The following is a 16,381-nucleotide window of genomic DNA, read 5'->3' on the forward strand; positions in this document are numbered from 1 at the left end:
CGGGGATCCAGGCTCTCGGTCATCGAGGGAAAGTCTGGATTGCCGGGCCAGGCCCGGCAACGACACGCTGCCGACCGTCATCGAAGGACCAGAACGATATGACCGCCCCGACCGACAACCTCCGCATCAATGGCGAGCGCCTGTGGGACAGCCTGATGGAGATGGCGAAGATCGGGCCGGGGCTCAGGGGCGGCAACAACCGCCAGACGCTGACCGACGCCGATGCCGAAGGGCGAAAGCTCTTCGAGGGCTGGTGCGAGGCCGCCGGGCTCACGATGGGTGTCGACAAGATGGGCACCATGTTCATGACGCGGCCGGGCACGGATCCGGCGGCGCTGCCGGTTTATGTCGGCTCGCATCTCGACACGCAGCCGACTGGCGGCAAGTTCGACGGCGTCCTCGGCGTGCTCTCGGCGCTCGAAGTGGTGCGCAGCCTCAATGATCTCGGCATCAAGACGAAGCATCCTATTGTCGTTACCAACTGGGCGAACGAGGAGGGAGCGCGTTTCGCGCCGGCCATGCTCGCGTCGGGCGTGTTCGCCGGCCAGCTGACACTCGATTATGCCTATGGCCGCAAGGATCCCGAGGGCAAGACCTATGGCGAGGAGCTGAAGCGCATCGGCTGGGTCGGCGATGAAGAGGTCGGCGCGCGCAAGATGCACGCCTATCTCGAATATCATATCGAGCAGGGGCCGATCCTCGAGGCCAGCGAGAAGCAGATCGGCGTCGTAACACACTGCCAGGGCCTCTGGTGGCTGGAGGTGACGCTGACCGGCAAGGAGGCGCATACCGGCTCGACGCCGATGGCCATGCGTGTCAATGCCGGGCTGGCGATGTCGCGGATCATCGAGATGGTCCAGGCGGTGGCGATGGAGAACCAGCCCGGGGCCGTTGGCGGCGTCGGGCAGGTGTTTTTCACGCCGAACTCGCGCAATGTTCTGCCCGGCAAGGTCGTGTTCACGATCGATATCCGCAGCCCCGATCAGGCGAAGCTCGATGGTATGCGCGCGCGGATCGAGGAAGAAGCGCCGCTCATCGCTGCAGAGCTCGGCGTCGGCTGCTCAATCGAGCCGGTCGGCCATTTCGATCCGGTGACCTTCGATCCGACGCTGGTCGCACGCGTACGGAACGCCGCCGAGCGGCTCGGCTACAGCCATATGGACATCATCTCGGGAGCCGGACACGACGCCTGCTGGGCCGCGAAGGTGGCGCCCGCCACCATGGTCATGTGCCCCTGCGTCGACGGGTTGTCGCATAACGAAGACGAAAACATCACACCGCAATGGGCATCAGCCGGGGCGGACGTGCTTCTGCACGCCGTGCTCGAGACGGCCGAGATCGTCGGCTGATCCGCCTGCCAGAACCGAAGAGGGATTTGACTATGACGACGGTGATCAAGGGCGGCACGATCGTAGCCGCGGACCGCAGCTATGAGGCTGATATCCTCATCGAGGGCGAGACGATCAAGGCGATCGGGCCGGATCTGAAAGGCGATACGGTCATCGACGCGGCCGGCGCCTATGTGATGCCCGGCGGCATCGATCCGCACACGCATCTCGAAATGCCCTTCATGGGTACCACGGCAGCCGAGACCTGGGAGAGCGGCAGCTTCGCTGCGCTTTCGGGCGGCACGACGATGGTCGTCGACTTCGTCATTCCGGGCGAGGACGGCATGCTCGCCGCCTTTGACGCCTGGGCCGAGCGCTCGGCGCGGCAGGCTTCGGGCGATTACTCCTTCCACATGGCCGTCACGGGCTGGTCGGAGAAGCATTTCGACGAGATGGAGAAGGTGGTGGCGCGCGGCGTCAACACCTTCAAGCATTTCATGGCCTACAAGGGCGCGTTGATGGTGAATGACGACGAGATGTTCGCGTCATTCCAGCGCTGCGCCGCGCTTGGCGCGCTGCCGCTCGTCCATGCCGAGAATGGCGATATCGTCGCCGCGCTGCAGCAGAAATACATGGCAGAGGGCCGTCCGGGACCGGAGAGCCACGCCTTCTCGCGGCCACCCGAGGTGGAAGGCGAGGCGACCAACCGCGCGATCATGATCGCCGACGCCGCCGGCGTCCCCGTCTATATCGTGCACACTTCCTGCGAGCAGGCGCATGAGGCGATCCGCCGGGCGCGGCAGAAGGGCATGCGCGTCTATGGCGAGCCGCTGATCCAGCATCTCGTGCTCGACGAGGGCGAGTATTTCAGCAAGGACTGGAACTATTCGGCGCAGCGCGTGATGTCTCCGCCGTTCCGCAACAAGAGCCATCAGGACAGCCTCTGGGCGGGTCTCGCCGCCGGTTCGCTGCAGGTGGTTGCGACCGACCACGCAGCGTTCACCACGGCGCAGAAGCAGTTCGGTCTCACAGATTTCACCAAGATCCCGAACGGCACCGGCGGCCTCGAAGACCGTATGCCCGTACTCTGGACGCGCGGCGTCGAGACGGGCCGGCTGACGCCGAACGAGTTCGTCGCGGTGACTTCAACCAATATCGCGCAGATCCTCAACATCTATCCGCAGAAGGGCGCCATCCTGCCGGGCTCGGATGCCGATCTCGTCGTTTGGGACCCGACCCTGACCAAGACGATCACGGCTGCCAACCAGAAATCGATCATCGACTACAACGTTTTCGAAGGCATCGCCGTGAAGGGCCTGCCGCGTTACACAATCTCGCGCGGCGAGGTTGTCTGGTCGGATGGACAGAATTCCGGCCCGAGGCCTGGTCGCGGCAAGTTCATTGCCCGCAAGCCATTTCCGGCCATCAATCGTGCGCTGTCGAAATGGAAGGAACTGACGGCGCCGCGTTCCGTGACGCGATCGCCCGAACATATGCCGATCGGCGTCTGAGCGCCTGATGACCGGGGAGGGGACATCGGGAACCGCGAAGGAAGCGCCGGCGATCAAGATTGCCGGCCTGTCGCTCGTCTTCAACACTAATGACGGCCCGGTGCAGGCGCTGTCCGATATCGACCTCGAGGTGAAGCGCGGCGAGTTCGTCTCGTTCATCGGCCCGTCAGGCTGCGGCAAGACCACGCTGTTGCGCGTCATCGCCGATCTGGAGCAGCCGACCGGCGGATCGATCACGGTCAATGGCGTCTCGCCGGAGGAGGCGCGCCTCGCGCGCGCCTATGGCTATGTCTTCCAGGCGGCGGCGCTCTATCCTTGGCGCACTATCGCCAAGAATATCGCGCTGCCGCTGGAGATCATGGGTCTCACCAGGGCGGAATGCGACAAGCGCGTCGCCGATAACCTTGCCCTCGTCGACCTCGCGGGCTTTGAGCGGAAATATCCGTGGCAGCTTTCCGGCGGCATGCAGCAGCGCGCCTCGATCGCCCGTGCGCTCGCCGTCGAGCCCGAGCTTCTGCTGATGGACGAGCCGTTCGGCGCGCTCGACGAGATCGTCCGAGATCATCTCAACGAGAAACTGCTGCGGCTCTGGGACCGGACGCAGAAGACCGTGGTCTTTGTCACGCATTCGATTCCCGAGGCTGTATTCCTCTCGACCAAGATCGTCGTGATGTCGCCACGGCCCGGTCGCGTCACCGATGTCATCGAGTGCGGCTTTCCGCGCCACCGCACGCTCGATATCCGCGAGACGCCTGAATTCCTCGCCATCGCAGCGCGTGTCCGCGCCGGGCTTCGGGCAGGGCATTCCTATGAGGATTGATGGCTCGTTGATCGAGCCCCAGCGGTCAGGCCCGGCGATGACAGGCATGAGAGCTTCAGCCAAAGGCGCGAAGGCTTCTGCCAGTCACGGCGCCGGACTGGCCGACAAGGTGACGACATGACGACTGCCGTGTCGCACCGCCTGGCGAAGCCGCCAGGCAAGCTCGTTCCCGTGCTCGTCGTCACGCTGGCGCTGATCGCGCTCTGGTATGTCGGTGCCTATTTCATGAATGCCACTCTGGCGCGCGATGCGTTCGCGCGCGCCAAGAAGGAGCCGACCGCGAGCGAGCTGCTGTTCGCCACCTATGCCATGGATCGGCCGCTGCTGCCGGCGCCGCACCAGATCGTCACTGAAATCTGGAAGTCGACCGCCCTGACGCCGGTCACCTCCAAGAAGAGCCTCGTCTATCATTCCTGGATCACGCTTTCGGCGACCTTGGCCGGGTTTCTCTCCGGTGCGCTGCTCGGCCTGATCCTTGCCGCAGCGATCGTGCATGTGCCGAGCCTTGATCGCAGCCTGATGCCCTGGGTGATCGCCTCACAGACAATCCCGATCGTTGCGATCGCGCCGATGATCGTCGTGGTCGGCTATAATCTCATGAACGGGCAGATGGGCTTCTCGACCGATACGTCGCGCTTCATCGCCAAGGCGCTGATCTCGACCTATCTCTCCTTCTTCCCGATTACGGTCGGGCTGGTGAAGGGGCTGCGCTCGCCCGACACCATTCTCGTCGACCTGATGCGCACCTATTCGGCCAATCGCTGGCAGACCTTCTGGAAGCTGCGCATGCCGGCGGCGCTGCCCTTTCTATTTGCCTCAATGCAGGTCGCGATCGCCATCAGCCTGGTCGGCGCCATCGTCGGCGAACTGCCGACCGGCGCCTCAGCCGGTATCGGCGCGCGGCTGCTCGCCGGTTCCTATTATGGACAGACGGTGCAGATATGGTCGGCGCTGATCGCTGCATCCGTGTTGGCAGCGCTCCTTGTTTGGATGGTGAGCCTAGGGGGCACGGCCGTCGTCAAGCGGATGGGGCTCGCGCGATGAACCACAGCCGCGGCCATATCCAGCCCTGGATCGCGTTGGTCGGGCTGATCGCGCTCAGCGCGCTGCCGCTCGACGCGGCCGATCCTACGCGCCTGCTGATCCGCGAGGGCCCCGTCGGCTGGGGGCTCGTCGCGTTGATGGCGGCCGCCATCGTCGCCGCTATCCGAGCCGGACGCAGCCTTGCCGCAGCAATTTTGCTGGCGCTTGCCGCGCATGGCGGCGCGGCGATGGCGATCGGCCTGTTGCCGAGCCTTGCCGGTCACACGGGCAGCGGCTTCTGGGCGCTGGTCCTGACGTCCTGGCTGCTCGTCTGGGCGCTGGTGACGGAACTCTCCGAATGGCCACGCCGGCCCGGGCTGCCGGGGCTCGTGCTCTCGCTGCTGATCCCCTTCCTGTTCGGGATCTGGCTGCTGATCCTCTGGCAGATCGTCGTGGTCGTCTTCCAGGTGCCGTTCGTGCTGATCCCCCCGCCTTCGGCGATCGGCGCGCGCATCGCAACCTCGCTGCCCATCCTTGCCGCCGACTTCCGGCAGACCTTCTTCAAATCGGTGGTGGCGGGCTATGCGATCGGCTGCGGCGCCGGCTTCCTGGTCGCAATCCTCGTCGACCGCGTCTCATTCCTGAAGCGTGGCCTGCTGCCGATCGGCAATCTCGTCTCGGCGCTGCCGATCGTCGGTATCGCACCGATCATGGTGATGTGGTTCGGCTTCGACTGGCCGTCCAAGGCGGCGGTCGTCGTCGTCTCGACCTTCTTCCCGATGCTGGTGAACACGGTAACTGGGCTCTCCGCCTCGCAGCCGATCAGCCGCGATCTGATGCGCACCTACGCCGCAACGTATTGGCAGACGCTGTTCAAGCTGAGGCTGCCCGAGGCGATGCCGTTTGTCTTCAACGCGCTCAAGATCAATTCGACTCTCGCCCTGATCGCGGCCATTGTAGCCGAGTTCTTCGGCACGCCGATCGTGGGCATGGGCTTCCGCATCTCTACCGAAGTCGGGCGCATGAATATCGACATGGTGTGGGCGGAAATCGCGGTGGCGGCGCTGGCCGGCTCCGCGTTCTACGGCGTGGTCGCGCTCGCCGAGCGCGCCGCGACTTTCTGGCATCCGTCCTTCCGCACCTAGGGACGGAAACGACAACCTGGAGGGGTCAATGAAGAAGTGGATGATGGGCGCGATCGCTGCCGCGACCGGCCTTGCGATGAGCGCGCCGGCCTATGCTGCCGATCAGCTGACCCTGCAGCTGAAATGGGTCACGCAGGCTCAGTTCGCCGGCTATCTCGTCGCAAAGGCGAAGGGCTTCTACGAGGCCGAAGGGCTCGACGTCACGATCAAGCCGGGTGGCCCGGACGTTTCGCCGGTGCAGGTGATCGCCGCCGGCGGCGCCGACGTGATCGTCGACTGGATGGCAGATGCGCTCGCCTCGCGCGAAAAGGGCGTCAAGCTCGTCAACATCGCGCAGCCGTTCAAGAGTTCGGGCCTGCTGCTCGTCTGCCGCAAGGACACCGGCATTGCCACGCCCGCCGACTTCAAGGGAAAGACCCTCGGCGTCTGGTTCTATGGCAATGAATATCCGTTCATGGCCTGGATGAACAAGCTCGGCTACAAGACCGATGGCGGCGCCAACGGCGTCACCGTGCTGAAGCAGGCGTTCAATGTCGATCCGCTGGTACAGAAGCAGGCCGACTGCATCTCGGCCATGACCTACAACGAATATGGCCAGATCCTCGACGCCGGCCTCAAGGCCGAAGACCTCGTCGTCTTCAACTATCGCGACGAGAATGTCGGCATGCTGGAAGACGGGCTCTATGCGCTCGAGGACAAGCTCGCCGATCCCGCCTATGTCGACAAGCTCGCCCGCTTCGTGAAGGCGTCCGAGAAGGGCTGGGCCTATGCGCGCGAAAACCCGGACGAGGCGGCACAGATCACGGTCGATGCCGACGAGTCGGGTTCGCAGACATTAGATCACCAGAAATACATGATCGGGGAAGTGAACAAGCTCACCGACGCTACGTCCGGCGCGCTCGACCCGGCTGATTACAAGCAGACGGTGCAGACCATGCTGTCGGCCGGCGGCGTCATCTCCAAGGAGCCTGACGCGGCCGCGACGACGACGGCGGTCACCGACAAGGCCGGCCTCAAATAGGCTTAGCCACAAGTTGCAATGCAGGGATCGGGCGCCGTCTGGCGCCCGATTTCGTTCAGGCGATCATGTCGCCATTTCCAGTGCCGAAACCCGCCTGATCAACGCCCGCGCATCCGGCGGCGGCTCGCGCTCGATGCGACGATAGACGCTTCCTTCGGCGTTTCTGGTGATCAGACGGCAATCCACCAGTTCGCGCCGCAGCAGCGCATGATCCCCAAATGTGTGCCGCTCGGCCAGAAATGCTTTCACACCGGCATCTCCAAGGGTCTGCCGGGTGGGAAATGCCGCCCAGAGCGCCCATAGGCAGAGCAACTGATGGTTTCGACGCGCCGGCCAGCGGATCAGGCGGCCGCGCGCATCGAAGTGGCGCTGAGCACGCGCCACGAGAGCAAGATCAGGACCGGCCGGCACCGGCAGCGGCGACAGTGGCAGCGCGGCAGCGGTGTCGGGCGATTGCTGCACCGTGGCGGCGCGCAACTGCTGGAACTTGCGGTGGCCGGTCGAGCGCGCCAGCATGTTAAGCACTTCGACATGGCTCGGAAGGGCGCTGCGGCCCTCGAACTGCTTGCGCAGCGACTTTGCCAATGCGGAGATGTCGCCCACAGAGAAGGCGATCGGGGTTCGTGTCATGACCAATCCTCGATGTGCCGATCCATCGGATTGTCGCGGTCACCGCTTGCGACCCGGCACGAGGCTGGTGTCAGTCTGATCGCATGATGCAGGTTTAGCTTCCCCTCGCGGGGCGGTGACGCCTGGGTGAACTGCTGACCCTACACCATCATAGCGGCTCGCTGCGCCGAGCGCCATGTCAGACGATGTTCTTCTCGAACAAGGGTCGGTTGTGGGTGATGCGCTCATAGCCGAGAGGAGAAAGGTCGAGCGTCTGGTAGGCGCCGTCGACGGCTAGCTCGGCGAGGCCGCGGCCGACGGCGGGCGCCTGCTGCAGGCCATGGCCGGAGAAGCCGTTGGCGATGAAGAGATTGTCGAAGGGCGGCACACGGCCAACGATCGCGTTGTGGTCGAAGAGGTTCATGTCGTAGTGCCCGGCCCAGGATCGCGCCTGTCGAATGGTCTCGAACGCGGGCACTCGGCTCGCCAGAACCGGCCAGATCAGATCCTCGAACAGCGCATGGTCGACATCGAAATCGGTCGCGAGAGGATCATGAGCTTCGTCCGGTGCCGAGCCACAGAGGAAGAGCTCCCCCTCCGGACGGCAATAGACGCCGGACGGATCGATCAGCATGGGAAAGCCCGGCAGCTTTTCCTTGCAGGCGAAGGTGAAGATGCAGCGCTTGCGCGCCTCGACCGGCAGTGGCACGCCAATATCCTCCAATAGCTCCCGTGCGCCAGTTCCCGCCGCGATGATCACCGCGTCCGCTGTCGCGGTGGCGCCATCGGCGAAGCGCACGCCTGTGGCACGGCCGCGTTCGGTCAGGATTTCAGTCACCGTCGCGCTGGCGGTCTCGACGCCAAGCGATCGCGCCCTCTTACGAAGCGCCTGCATGAGGCCGTAGCCGTCGAACCAGCCTTCGCCGGTAGCGCCGAAGGCGCCGGCGGCGATGTCGTCGAGGACGAGATAGGGGAAGCGCTCGGCAAGCTCTGCTGGGTTGAACAGCACGATGTCAGCGCCGCGGCTGGATTGCAGCGCGTGGTTTTCGGTCAGTGTCGCCGTGCCGGCGGCGGTGGCGAGAAAGAGATAGCCGCCCTCGTTGAGACTGATGAACGGCCGGTCATTCTCGACAGAGAGAGTGTCGCCGATCGCGCGCAGGAATTCGATGCCGTAGAGCGACATGTCGATATTCACCGGCGAGGAGAATTGCTGCCGGATCGAGGCGGCGGAAAGAGCGCTGGCCGCCTGCTGGAAGGTCGGGTCCTTCTCGACCAGCAGAACGCTGCCGGAAAAGCGCGGATGCGCGGCGATGTGATAGGCGGCGGAGGCGCCGTGAACGGCGCCGCCGACGATGATGACGTCATGGTGGCGCGCCACGCTCTCGCTCCGTCCCGGAAGTTCCACCATGACCATGCCATGCGCCTATTTCGTCGTCGATGCGGCGAAGCGGTCGTGTCAGCCGATCGGCACGAGAGGTCGCTCGATGGCCTCGCGGAGCGCGAATTTCGATTCGATGCGCGCAACGCCCGGCAGGTGGCCCAGCACATTCGCATGTAATCGTTCGAAATCCGGCAGGTCGCGCGCCACGATCCGCAGCAGATAGTCGCTCGAGCCCGACATCAGATAAAGCGAGAGGATGTTGGGGCATTTCCGCGCCGCGGCCTCGAAGGCCTTGAGCGCCTCGTCGTTCTGCCGATCGAGTGAGATTTCGACAAAGGCCGTGATGCCAAGGCCGAGCGCATTCGGATCGACGACCGCACGGTAGCCAGCGATGACGCCGCCTGTTTCGAGGCGCTGCAGACGGCGTGTGACGGCAGAGGCGGAGAGGCCGATCCGCTCGGCAAGTTCCACGGCAGAAAGCCGGCCTTCGCGGGCGAGCGCCCCAACGATCCGCCGGTCGAAATCATCGAGCTGCATGAATCATGCGCCTTCCGCTTCGTTGCCGCAGTCTCAATGCGCGCTCACGCGCATATGGGCATGAAATAGCACGAAATCTGCTCTCTTGCGGCGATATTCTCCATGCACAGCCAATAAGAGCCAGGGGATATCATCATGCTCGTCGGCGTTCCGAGAGAAATCAAGAACAACGAATTCCGCGTCGGCCTGACGCCGGCCGCCGTGCGCGAATATGTGGCGCGGGGCCATGGCGTCCTCGTCGAGACCGGCGCGGGGTTGGGCATCGATGCGCCCGACGCCGCCTACGTCGCGGCCGGCGCCACGATCGCCGCTTCGGCCGGCGAGGTGTTCGCCAAGGCCGGCATGATCGTCAAGGTCAAGGAGCCTCAGCCCGAGGAGTGGGCACAGTTCCGGCCGGGCCAGATTCTCTTCACCTATCTCCATCTCGCGCCCGATCCGGTGCAGGCGCGCGGCCTGATGGAATCGGGCGTGACGGCGGTCGCCTACGAAACGGTCACTGACGCTCATGGCGGGCTACCGCTGCTCGCACCGATGAGCGAAGTTGCGGGCCGCCTGTCGATCCAGGCCGCGGCAACGGCGCTGCAGAAGCCGAATGGCGGCCGCGGCATCCTGCTCGGCGGCGTGCCGGGTGTGGCGCCGGCCAAGGTCGTCGTGATCGGCGGCGGTGTCGTCGGCATGCATGCGGCTCGGATGGCCGCCGGCCTTGGCGCCGAGGTGACCGTCCTCGACCGCTCGGTGCCGCGCCTCCGCGAGCTCGACGAGACGTTCGCCGGACGTATCCGCACCCGTTATTCGACGATCGACGCGCTCGAGGATGAAGTCATCTCGGCCGATGCGGTCATCGGCGCGGTGCTCATCCCCGGCGCAGCGGCGCCGAAGCTCGTCACGCGGGCCATGCTGCCGAAGATGAAGCGCGGCGCGGTGCTGGTCGATGTCGCAATTGACCAGGGCGGTTGCTTCGAGACATCGCACGCGACGACCCATGCCGAGCCGACCTATGTCGTTGACGGCGTCATCCACTACTGCGTCGCCAATATGCCGGGCGCCGTGCCGCTGACCTCGAGCCATGCGCTCAATCACGCCACGCTGCCCTTCGGAGTAGCGCTGGCCGGGGAAGGGCTTGCCGCGCTCGCCCGCGATCCGCACTTGCGCAATGGCCTCAACGTCCATCGCGGCCGGATCACGCATCGCGCCGTCGCGGAGGCGCTCGGCGAGAGCTTCGCTGATCCTGCCGGGAATATCGCGGCCTGAGCGGTCACTCCGTGGTCTGCGTCGCCGTCGCGCAATTTCTGAGCGACGGCGGAAGCAGAGACGGATCACGCGCCACGGCGAAGAGGGTGAGCGCGGAAAACCGCCATCTGCAGACTGTCCGGTCGGCGGTGACATCGGGCGGAAGCCAATCGGCGTAGAGCGTCGCGATCCAGGCGACATCGCGCGCCTTTGCGGCGCTCCAGATCCGGTCCATCGGCTCAAGCGGTGGCCGCACGAACTGGTAGGTGATGCCGTCGGACTTCGGCAAGTAGTGGGCGAGGTCGCGTGGAGTCTGGTCGCTATTGGCGAGGATTTCGGTGTCGCTGATGCCGTTTGCGCGAAGAAAGGCGGCAACGCTCCGCCAATCCAGCTTTCGCTCCGACACGAGCATGTCGGCGGCCTGAAGTGAAATGGCCAGAAAGAAGATCGCCAGCAAAGCGGCGCCCGGGATGCGCCAGGCCGGACGGGACACGAGAAACGTCATCGCGGCCGCGACCAGAAGGATGGTGGCTGGCATCATGCCGAGCATGTAGCGCGGCGTCACGGCAGTGAAGCTTCCGATGATGATGAAGACAAGCGGCGTGCCGATCGCCGTGACGATCAGGTAGCGGCCGACGGTTCTGCTGATACCGAGGAGAGCGCCTGCTGCTATCAGTGCCAGAAGAGCGGCCCCCAGCCAGGTCTCATAGCTTGCCGGCAAGAAGTGATTGGCATCGTAGTCGACGGCAAACCCGTAGATGGGTCGATAGGAGTCGAGGAAGCGGTTGGCGGCTGATGTGGCGACCTGCCACTTCATCAACCCTTCGGCTTTTCCGCCGAGGCTGATGAAGCCAGGCACCAGGCCCATCATCGCGACGAGCGTCACGACCGAGGTTGCGAGGAAATGGCGCCGCCAGAGTAATCGCTTTTCGGTGGATTCTCGAAGAGCGCCGCAGGCAAGGGCGCCCGCTTGCAACATGGCGACGGCCACGATGCCGGCTGGAATCGTCAGCGCGGCACCGACGGTGCCGACGGTCGCCGCCCAGGCATAGCGTTTGACACCCGATTGCCGCGTCAACATCGACAGATGGCCGAGCATGGCCAGGACGACGAAGAACAGCATCATCGTGTATGGCCGCGCCTCCTGACCGTAGGCGATCAGGATCGGCAGCGTCACATAGAGAAGGACGGTCGCGACGGCGGCGAATGCGCCTATGAAGCGCAGCGCGATGATCGCCAGAAGGCCGGCGGCACCCGCGCTGAACAGGGCTGATGGCAGGCGGAGCCAGAATTCATTCGCCGCGCCGAGGCCTAGGATCTTGATGAGCGCAAAATAGCTCGGGAAATGGCCATTGGCGAGGCGATCGCGGATGAGCTCGCCCCAGGATGCCTCCGCGACATCGGCTGTCAGCACTTCGTCGTACCAGAGCGCCAGCCTGCCGAGCGTTGGCAGCAGGACGGCCAGCACGAGAAGGGCAGCGCTCAGGAAGATCGCCAGTTCGACCCCGAGCGGCCAACGTCTGCCGGTGGTCCAGATGCCCGCCGATCCGGCTAGGCTTTCCTGTCCGTTCGGGTCCGCTCGTTCGCGCTGTGCAGCGCGAATGGCCCGCGATCCCGCTTGAAGTCCGGGCGATCCATCCATAAGTCCCGAAGCTCCACTGAGACGCGCCGAAGCAAGCGTTGCCGGCGCCAAACTAGAGCATGATCCAGTCCTCGTGAAGAACCGGAGCCGGGAGGCCGCCCCGCTCCGCCTCGCGGCGCCCAATGCTGGAGCGCATCCCGCGATCCTCCTTGTCAATTCTTGTGCGAGGCCGCGTCTGGGGTTACTAGCTGCTCCGCGACGGGCCTCGATGGCGCCGGCTTGCTCGCCTGCCGACGGACGTCTTTCGGCAACCGAACCGCGATGGGTCCGCATGACGACCGCCTCCCTGCCGATCTCCGACGCTGAACTGCTCGAAACCCTTGTCGATACGGTGTTGCGGGCGGGCCGTGTTGTTCTCGAAGTCTATGACAGCGCTTTTGCGGTCGAGCAGAAGGGCGATTCATCGCCCGTTACCGAGGCGGATCGGCTCGCCGAGGTGATTATCCTGGCCGATCTCGCGCGCCTCGTGCCGGGCATTCCGGTCGTCGCGGAAGAAGCCTGCTCAAGCGGCCAGGTGCCGGCGGTCGGCGCGACGTTCTTCCTGGTCGATCCCGTCGATGGAACGCGCGAATTCATCAGTCGCAATGGCGATTTCACGGTGAATATCGGCCTTATCCGCAACGGAACGCCGGTACTCGGCATCGTCTATGCACCGGTGCGCGGCGCGCTGTATCTTGGACGTCTCGGCGCGGCGGCGGAACGCCTCTACGTCGAGAACGACCGCGTTGTCGCGCGACAGATCATCGGCGTCGCATGTCCATGTCCGGAGCCGCCTCGCATCATCGCAAGCCGTTCGCATCGGACGTCCGAGACGGATGCCTTCATCGCCACTCACCCCGGCGCCTCGATCGTCTCGGCCGGCTCTTCGCTCAAATTCTGCCTGATGGCGGCGGGGGAGGCTGACCTCTATCCGCGCATGGGCCCGACAATGCAGTGGGATACGGCGGCCGGCGATGCCGTGTTGCGGGCTGCCGGTGGCATCGTCACCGAGACAGACGGCCGTCCGCTTGGTTATGGCCCGAACGGGCGGCCCGGAGCCATGGCCTTCGCCAACCCGTGGTTCGTGGCATATGGATGTGTTCGGACCAATCTCGACTAATCCTGTATACTTAGCGGAAATCCCTTTCCCTGTTTGGAGCCGTCCGCGCGATGTCGCGTGGTATTGGGCCTGATAAACGCGACGCCCGTGCTTGAGAGAGGGCAGCTGCGAAGACTAGGTTCCGAGTTGTGCCGGAGCCCACCGAATGACATCTCATCTGAAGCCGCATCTTCGCCGCCTTGAAGCCGAGGCGATCTTCATCATGCGCGAGGTTGCAGCCAATTTCGCGAACCCCGTGATGCTCTATTCGATCGGCAAGGACTCGTCGGTCATGCTGCATCTGGCGATGAAGGCGTTCTATCCGGCCAAGCCGCCCTTTTCCCTGCTGCATATCGATACGACCTGGAAGTTTCGCGAGATGATCGCGTTTCGCGACGAGACCGTGCGTCGGCTCGGCCTCAATCTCCTCGTGCACACCAACCCTGAGGGCAAGGCGGCCGGCATCAATCCGTTCGATCATGGCTCGTCCAACTACACCCAGGTGATGAAGACTGAGGCGCTGAAGCAGGCGCTCGACGCGGGCGGCTATGACGCCGCGTTCGGCGGCGCTCGGCGCGACGAGGAAAAGAGCAGGGCCAAGGAGCGGGTCTTTTCCTTCCGCACTGCCAGCCATGGCTGGGATCCCAAGAACCAGCGACCCGAACTCTGGTCGCTCTACAACACGCGTATTGGCGCGGGCGAGACGATCCGTGTCTTCCCGCTCTCCAACTGGACCGAGCTCGATATCTGGGAATACATCCTCGCCGAGCAGATCCCGATCGTACCGCTCTACCTTTCGGCAGAGCGTCCGGTCGTCGAGCGGGGCGGCCAGCTGATCATGGCCGATGACGAGCGCATGCGACTGCTGCCCGGCGAGACGCCGGTGAAGCGCCGCGTCCGCTTCCGCACGCTCGGCTGCTACCCGCTCACCGCTGCGGTCGAGTCTGACGCCGAGACGATCGAGGACATCGTCGAAGAAATGTTGCTGGCCACGACCTCGGAACGTCAGGGCCGGCTCATCGACCACGATGAATCCGGCTCGATGGAAAAGAAGAAGCGCGAGGGATATTTCTGATGGCCGAGCCCGTGACCCTCCGCCCCGACAGCGAGGCCCCGGCGCGCAGCCTGGCGCTCGGCGATGCCGACAAGAGCCTGCTGCGCTTCCTGACCTGCGGTAGCGTGGACGACGGCAAGTCGACGCTGATCGGCCGTCTGCTGCTCGATTCGAAGCGGCTGTTCGAGGACCAGATCGCAACGCTCGAAAAGGATTCGAAGAAGTTCGGCACGGTCGGCGATGATATGGACCTGGCGCTGCTCGTCGACGGCCTCGAAGCCGAACGCGAACAGGGCATCACCATCGACGTCGCCTATCGCTTCTTCGCGACGGAGAAGCGGAAGTTCATCGTCGCCGATACGCCCGGCCATGAGCAATATACGCGCAACATGGCGACCGGCGCCTCGACAGCTGATCTCGCCGTCCTCCTGATCGACGCCCGCAAGGGCATCCTCAGCCAGACGCGACGGCATGCGACCATCGCCTCGCTGCTTGGCATCCGTCATGTCGTGCTGGCGATCAACAAGATCGATCTCGTCGGCTACGACCGGGCGGTATTCGACGCCATCGTGGCGGCATTCGACGCCGATGCCGGCCATTACGGCTTCGCGACGCGCGTCGCGATCCCGATCTCGGCGCGCTATGGCGACAATGTCAGCCTGCATAGCGAACATATGCCCTGGTATCGCGGGCCGACGCTGATCGAGCATCTGGAGAATGTCGAGCTCTCGTCCGGCGCCGCCGCGACGAAGCCGCTCCGCTTTCCCGTGCAGTGGGTCAATCGGCCGGATCTGACCTTTCGCGGCTATGCCGGGACGCTTGCTGCCGGCACGGTTCGTCCCGGCGACGACGTCGTCGTAGCGCGGAGCGGCCAGCCAGCCCGTATCGAGCGCATCGTCACGTTGGACGGCGACCTCAACCAAGCGTCGGCCGAGGATGCCGTCACGCTGACGCTCGACCGCGAGATCGATCTTTCGCGCGGCGATATACTGGTGCCGCCGGGCGCGCGCCCCGATGTCTCCGACCAATTCGCCGCCCATGTCATCTGGATGGCAGAAGAGCCGATGCTGCCTGGCCGGCCTTATCTCATGAAGATCGGCACGCGGACCGTGGGCGCCGCCGTCACCGAGCTGAAGCACCGGGTTGAGATGGACACGCTGAAGCCGCTCGCGGCCAAGACGCTGTCGCTCAACGATATCGGCTTCGCGAATTTCTCCCTCGCTGAGCCGATCGCCTTCGACCCCTATGACGATGTGCGGACGACGGGCGCCTTTATCCTGATCGACCGCTTCACCAACCAGACAGTTGCTGCGGGCATGATCCGCTTCGGCCTACGCCGTGCCACCAATATCCATCGCCAGGCCCTGACCATCGACAAGGCGGCGCGGTCGGGCGCGAAAAGCCAGAAGCCGGCCATTCTGTGGTTCACCGGGCTTTCGGGCGCCGGCAAGTCGACGATCGCCAATCTTGTCGAGCAGAAGCTGCATCTGGCCGGGCGCCACACCTATCTGCTCGATGGCGACAATGTCCGTCATGGCCTCAACCGCGATCTCGGCTTCACAGATGCTGACCGCGTCGAGAACATCCGGCGCGTGGCCGAGACGGCCAAGCTCTTCGTCGACGCCGGGCTCATCGTGCTGGCTTCGTTCATCTCGCCGTTCCGCTCGGAGCGGCAGCTCGCCCGCGATCTGGTCGAGGAGGGCGAGTTCGTCGAGATCTTCGTCGATACGCCGCTTGCGGTTGCAGAGGCCCGCGATCCCAAGGGGCTTTATCGGAAGGCCCGCGAAGGCAAGATCGTGAACTTCACCGGCATCGACAGCCCCTATGAAGCGCCCGAAAAAGCCGAGTTGCGGCTCGAAGCCGGCAGCGCAAGCGCTGAAGATCTCGCAGATCGCGTCATCGACTATCTTTCGGCCAACGGCTTCATCCCGCGCTGAGGCGTGGGATGAAGTAGAGGCCTCCAAAAGGCTTGATTTGGTCCGGAAGATGGTGCGTGCGGCTG

The 16,381-nt window shown here is 64.6% G+C and carries 14 protein-coding genes; 10 read left to right on the top strand and 4 right to left on the bottom strand.

Features of this window, described 5'->3' with window-relative positions; translation table 11 throughout:
* The first annotated feature begins 98 nt into the window (after nucleotides 1-98).
* From BUB39_RS22010 to BUB39_RS22035, 6 genes are all read left to right on the top strand, one after another.
* The gene (locus tag BUB39_RS22010; protein ID WP_073058039.1) at nucleotides 99-1,349 is read left to right on the top strand and encodes a Zn-dependent hydrolase; all 1,251 of its coding nucleotides are present in this window, start codon (nucleotides 99-101) and stop codon (nucleotides 1,347-1,349) included.
* A 32-nt stretch (nucleotides 1,350-1,381) separates the two neighbouring features.
* Nucleotides 1,382-2,839, top strand: coding sequence for a dihydropyrimidinase (gene hydA / locus BUB39_RS22015; protein WP_073058040.1), 1,458 nt, complete (start codon nucleotides 1,382-1,384; stop codon nucleotides 2,837-2,839).
* Between the two features lie 7 nt (nucleotides 2,840-2,846).
* On the top strand, nucleotides 2,847-3,659 hold the full coding sequence (locus tag BUB39_RS22020) for an ABC transporter ATP-binding protein (protein WP_073058041.1): 813 nt from the start codon (nucleotides 2,847-2,849) through the stop codon (nucleotides 3,657-3,659).
* 117 nt (nucleotides 3,660-3,776) lie between these two features.
* Nucleotides 3,777-4,703, top strand: a complete 927-nt coding sequence (locus tag BUB39_RS22025) for an ABC transporter permease (protein WP_073058042.1) — start codon at nucleotides 3,777-3,779, stop codon at nucleotides 4,701-4,703.
* Nucleotides 4,700-5,827 (top strand): ABC transporter permease, encoded by a 1,128-nt coding sequence (locus BUB39_RS22030; RefSeq protein WP_073058043.1) that lies wholly within the window; start codon nucleotides 4,700-4,702, stop codon nucleotides 5,825-5,827. Before BUB39_RS22025 ends, BUB39_RS22030 begins: the two co-directional genes overlap by 4 nt.
* A 28-nt stretch (nucleotides 5,828-5,855) precedes the next feature.
* Entirely contained in the window at nucleotides 5,856-6,848 is a 993-nt protein-coding gene (locus BUB39_RS22035) for an ABC transporter substrate-binding protein (RefSeq protein ID WP_073058044.1), read from the top strand.
* A 63-nt stretch (nucleotides 6,849-6,911) separates the two neighbouring features.
* On the opposite strand, the gene BUB39_RS22040 is transcribed toward BUB39_RS22035, so the two are convergent.
* The 3 genes from BUB39_RS22040 to BUB39_RS22050 all read right to left on the bottom strand — a co-directional run bounded on the left by BUB39_RS22040 (nucleotide 6,912) and on the right by BUB39_RS22050 (nucleotide 9,375).
* Nucleotides 6,912-7,478 (bottom strand): DUF2087 domain-containing protein, encoded by a 567-nt coding sequence (locus tag BUB39_RS22040; RefSeq protein ID WP_073058045.1) that lies wholly within the window; start codon nucleotides 7,476-7,478, stop codon nucleotides 6,912-6,914.
* 178 nt (nucleotides 7,479-7,656) lie between these two features.
* Nucleotides 7,657-8,835: an NAD(P)/FAD-dependent oxidoreductase gene (locus BUB39_RS22045; protein WP_244540347.1), complete on the bottom strand. Its 1,179-nt coding sequence runs from the start codon at nucleotides 8,833-8,835 to the stop codon at nucleotides 7,657-7,659.
* Between the two features lie 78 nt (nucleotides 8,836-8,913).
* Nucleotides 8,914-9,375 carry an Lrp/AsnC family transcriptional regulator gene (locus BUB39_RS22050; protein ID WP_073058046.1) on the bottom strand — a complete coding sequence of 154 codons (462 nt, stop codon included), beginning with the start codon at nucleotides 9,373-9,375 and terminating at the stop codon, nucleotides 8,914-8,916.
* 135 nt (nucleotides 9,376-9,510) lie between these two features.
* On the opposite strand from BUB39_RS22050, the gene ald reads away from it, so the two are divergent.
* The gene (gene ald, locus BUB39_RS22055) at nucleotides 9,511-10,626 is read left to right on the top strand and encodes an alanine dehydrogenase (protein WP_073058047.1); all 1,116 of its coding nucleotides are present in this window, start codon (nucleotides 9,511-9,513) and stop codon (nucleotides 10,624-10,626) included.
* A gap of 4 nt (nucleotides 10,627-10,630) precedes the next feature.
* Here ald and BUB39_RS22060 read toward each other — a convergent pair whose 3' ends face one another.
* Nucleotides 10,631-12,247: a glycosyltransferase family 39 protein gene (locus BUB39_RS22060; RefSeq protein ID WP_073058049.1), complete on the bottom strand. Its 1,617-nt coding sequence runs from the start codon at nucleotides 12,245-12,247 to the stop codon at nucleotides 10,631-10,633.
* 271 nt (nucleotides 12,248-12,518) lie between these two features.
* Between BUB39_RS22060 and cysQ the strand changes: the two genes are divergently transcribed.
* From cysQ to cysN, 3 genes are all read left to right on the top strand, one after another.
* Nucleotides 12,519-13,346, top strand: coding sequence for a 3'(2'),5'-bisphosphate nucleotidase CysQ (gene cysQ, locus BUB39_RS22065; protein ID WP_073058050.1), 828 nt, complete (start codon nucleotides 12,519-12,521; stop codon nucleotides 13,344-13,346).
* A 145-nt stretch (nucleotides 13,347-13,491) separates the two neighbouring features.
* On the top strand, nucleotides 13,492-14,400 hold the full coding sequence (gene cysD, locus BUB39_RS22070; protein WP_073058051.1) for a sulfate adenylyltransferase subunit CysD: 909 nt from the start codon (nucleotides 13,492-13,494) through the stop codon (nucleotides 14,398-14,400).
* Nucleotides 14,400-16,316: a sulfate adenylyltransferase subunit CysN gene (gene cysN / locus BUB39_RS22075; protein ID WP_073058052.1), complete on the top strand. Its 1,917-nt coding sequence runs from the start codon at nucleotides 14,400-14,402 to the stop codon at nucleotides 16,314-16,316. Before cysD ends, cysN begins: the two co-directional genes overlap by 1 nt.
* Nucleotides 16,317-16,381 lie beyond the last annotated feature (65 nt).

Source organism: Kaistia soli DSM 19436 (assembly GCF_900129325.1).
Taxonomy (GTDB): domain Bacteria; phylum Pseudomonadota; class Alphaproteobacteria; order Rhizobiales; family Kaistiaceae; genus Kaistia; species Kaistia soli.

Coding starts and splice junctions, on each gene's coding strand:
- cysD (WP_073058051.1), top strand. CDS start 13,492: ATGACATCTCATCTGAAGCCGCATCTTCGCCGCCTTGAAGCCGAGGCG.
- cysQ (WP_073058050.1), top strand. CDS start 12,519: ATGACGACCGCCTCCCTGCCGATCTCCGACGCTGAACTGCTCGAAACC.
- BUB39_RS22020 (WP_073058041.1), top strand. CDS start 2,847: ATGACCGGGGAGGGGACATCGGGAACCGCGAAGGAAGCGCCGGCGATC.
- BUB39_RS22025 (WP_073058042.1), top strand. CDS start 3,777: ATGACGACTGCCGTGTCGCACCGCCTGGCGAAGCCGCCAGGCAAGCTC.
- BUB39_RS22040 (WP_073058045.1), bottom strand. CDS start 7,478: ATGACACGAACCCCGATCGCCTTCTCTGTGGGCGACATCTCCGCATTG.
- hydA (WP_073058040.1), top strand. CDS start 1,382: ATGACGACGGTGATCAAGGGCGGCACGATCGTAGCCGCGGACCGCAGC.
- cysN (WP_073058052.1), top strand. CDS start 14,400: ATGGCCGAGCCCGTGACCCTCCGCCCCGACAGCGAGGCCCCGGCGCGC.
- BUB39_RS22060 (WP_073058049.1), bottom strand. CDS start 12,247: ATGGATGGATCGCCCGGACTTCAAGCGGGATCGCGGGCCATTCGCGCT.
- BUB39_RS22050 (WP_073058046.1), bottom strand. CDS start 9,375: ATGCAGCTCGATGATTTCGACCGGCGGATCGTTGGGGCGCTCGCCCGC.
- BUB39_RS22010 (WP_073058039.1), top strand. CDS start 99: ATGACCGCCCCGACCGACAACCTCCGCATCAATGGCGAGCGCCTGTGG.
- BUB39_RS22030 (WP_073058043.1), top strand. CDS start 4,700: ATGAACCACAGCCGCGGCCATATCCAGCCCTGGATCGCGTTGGTCGGG.
- BUB39_RS22035 (WP_073058044.1), top strand. CDS start 5,856: ATGAAGAAGTGGATGATGGGCGCGATCGCTGCCGCGACCGGCCTTGCG.
- ald (WP_073058047.1), top strand. CDS start 9,511: ATGCTCGTCGGCGTTCCGAGAGAAATCAAGAACAACGAATTCCGCGTC.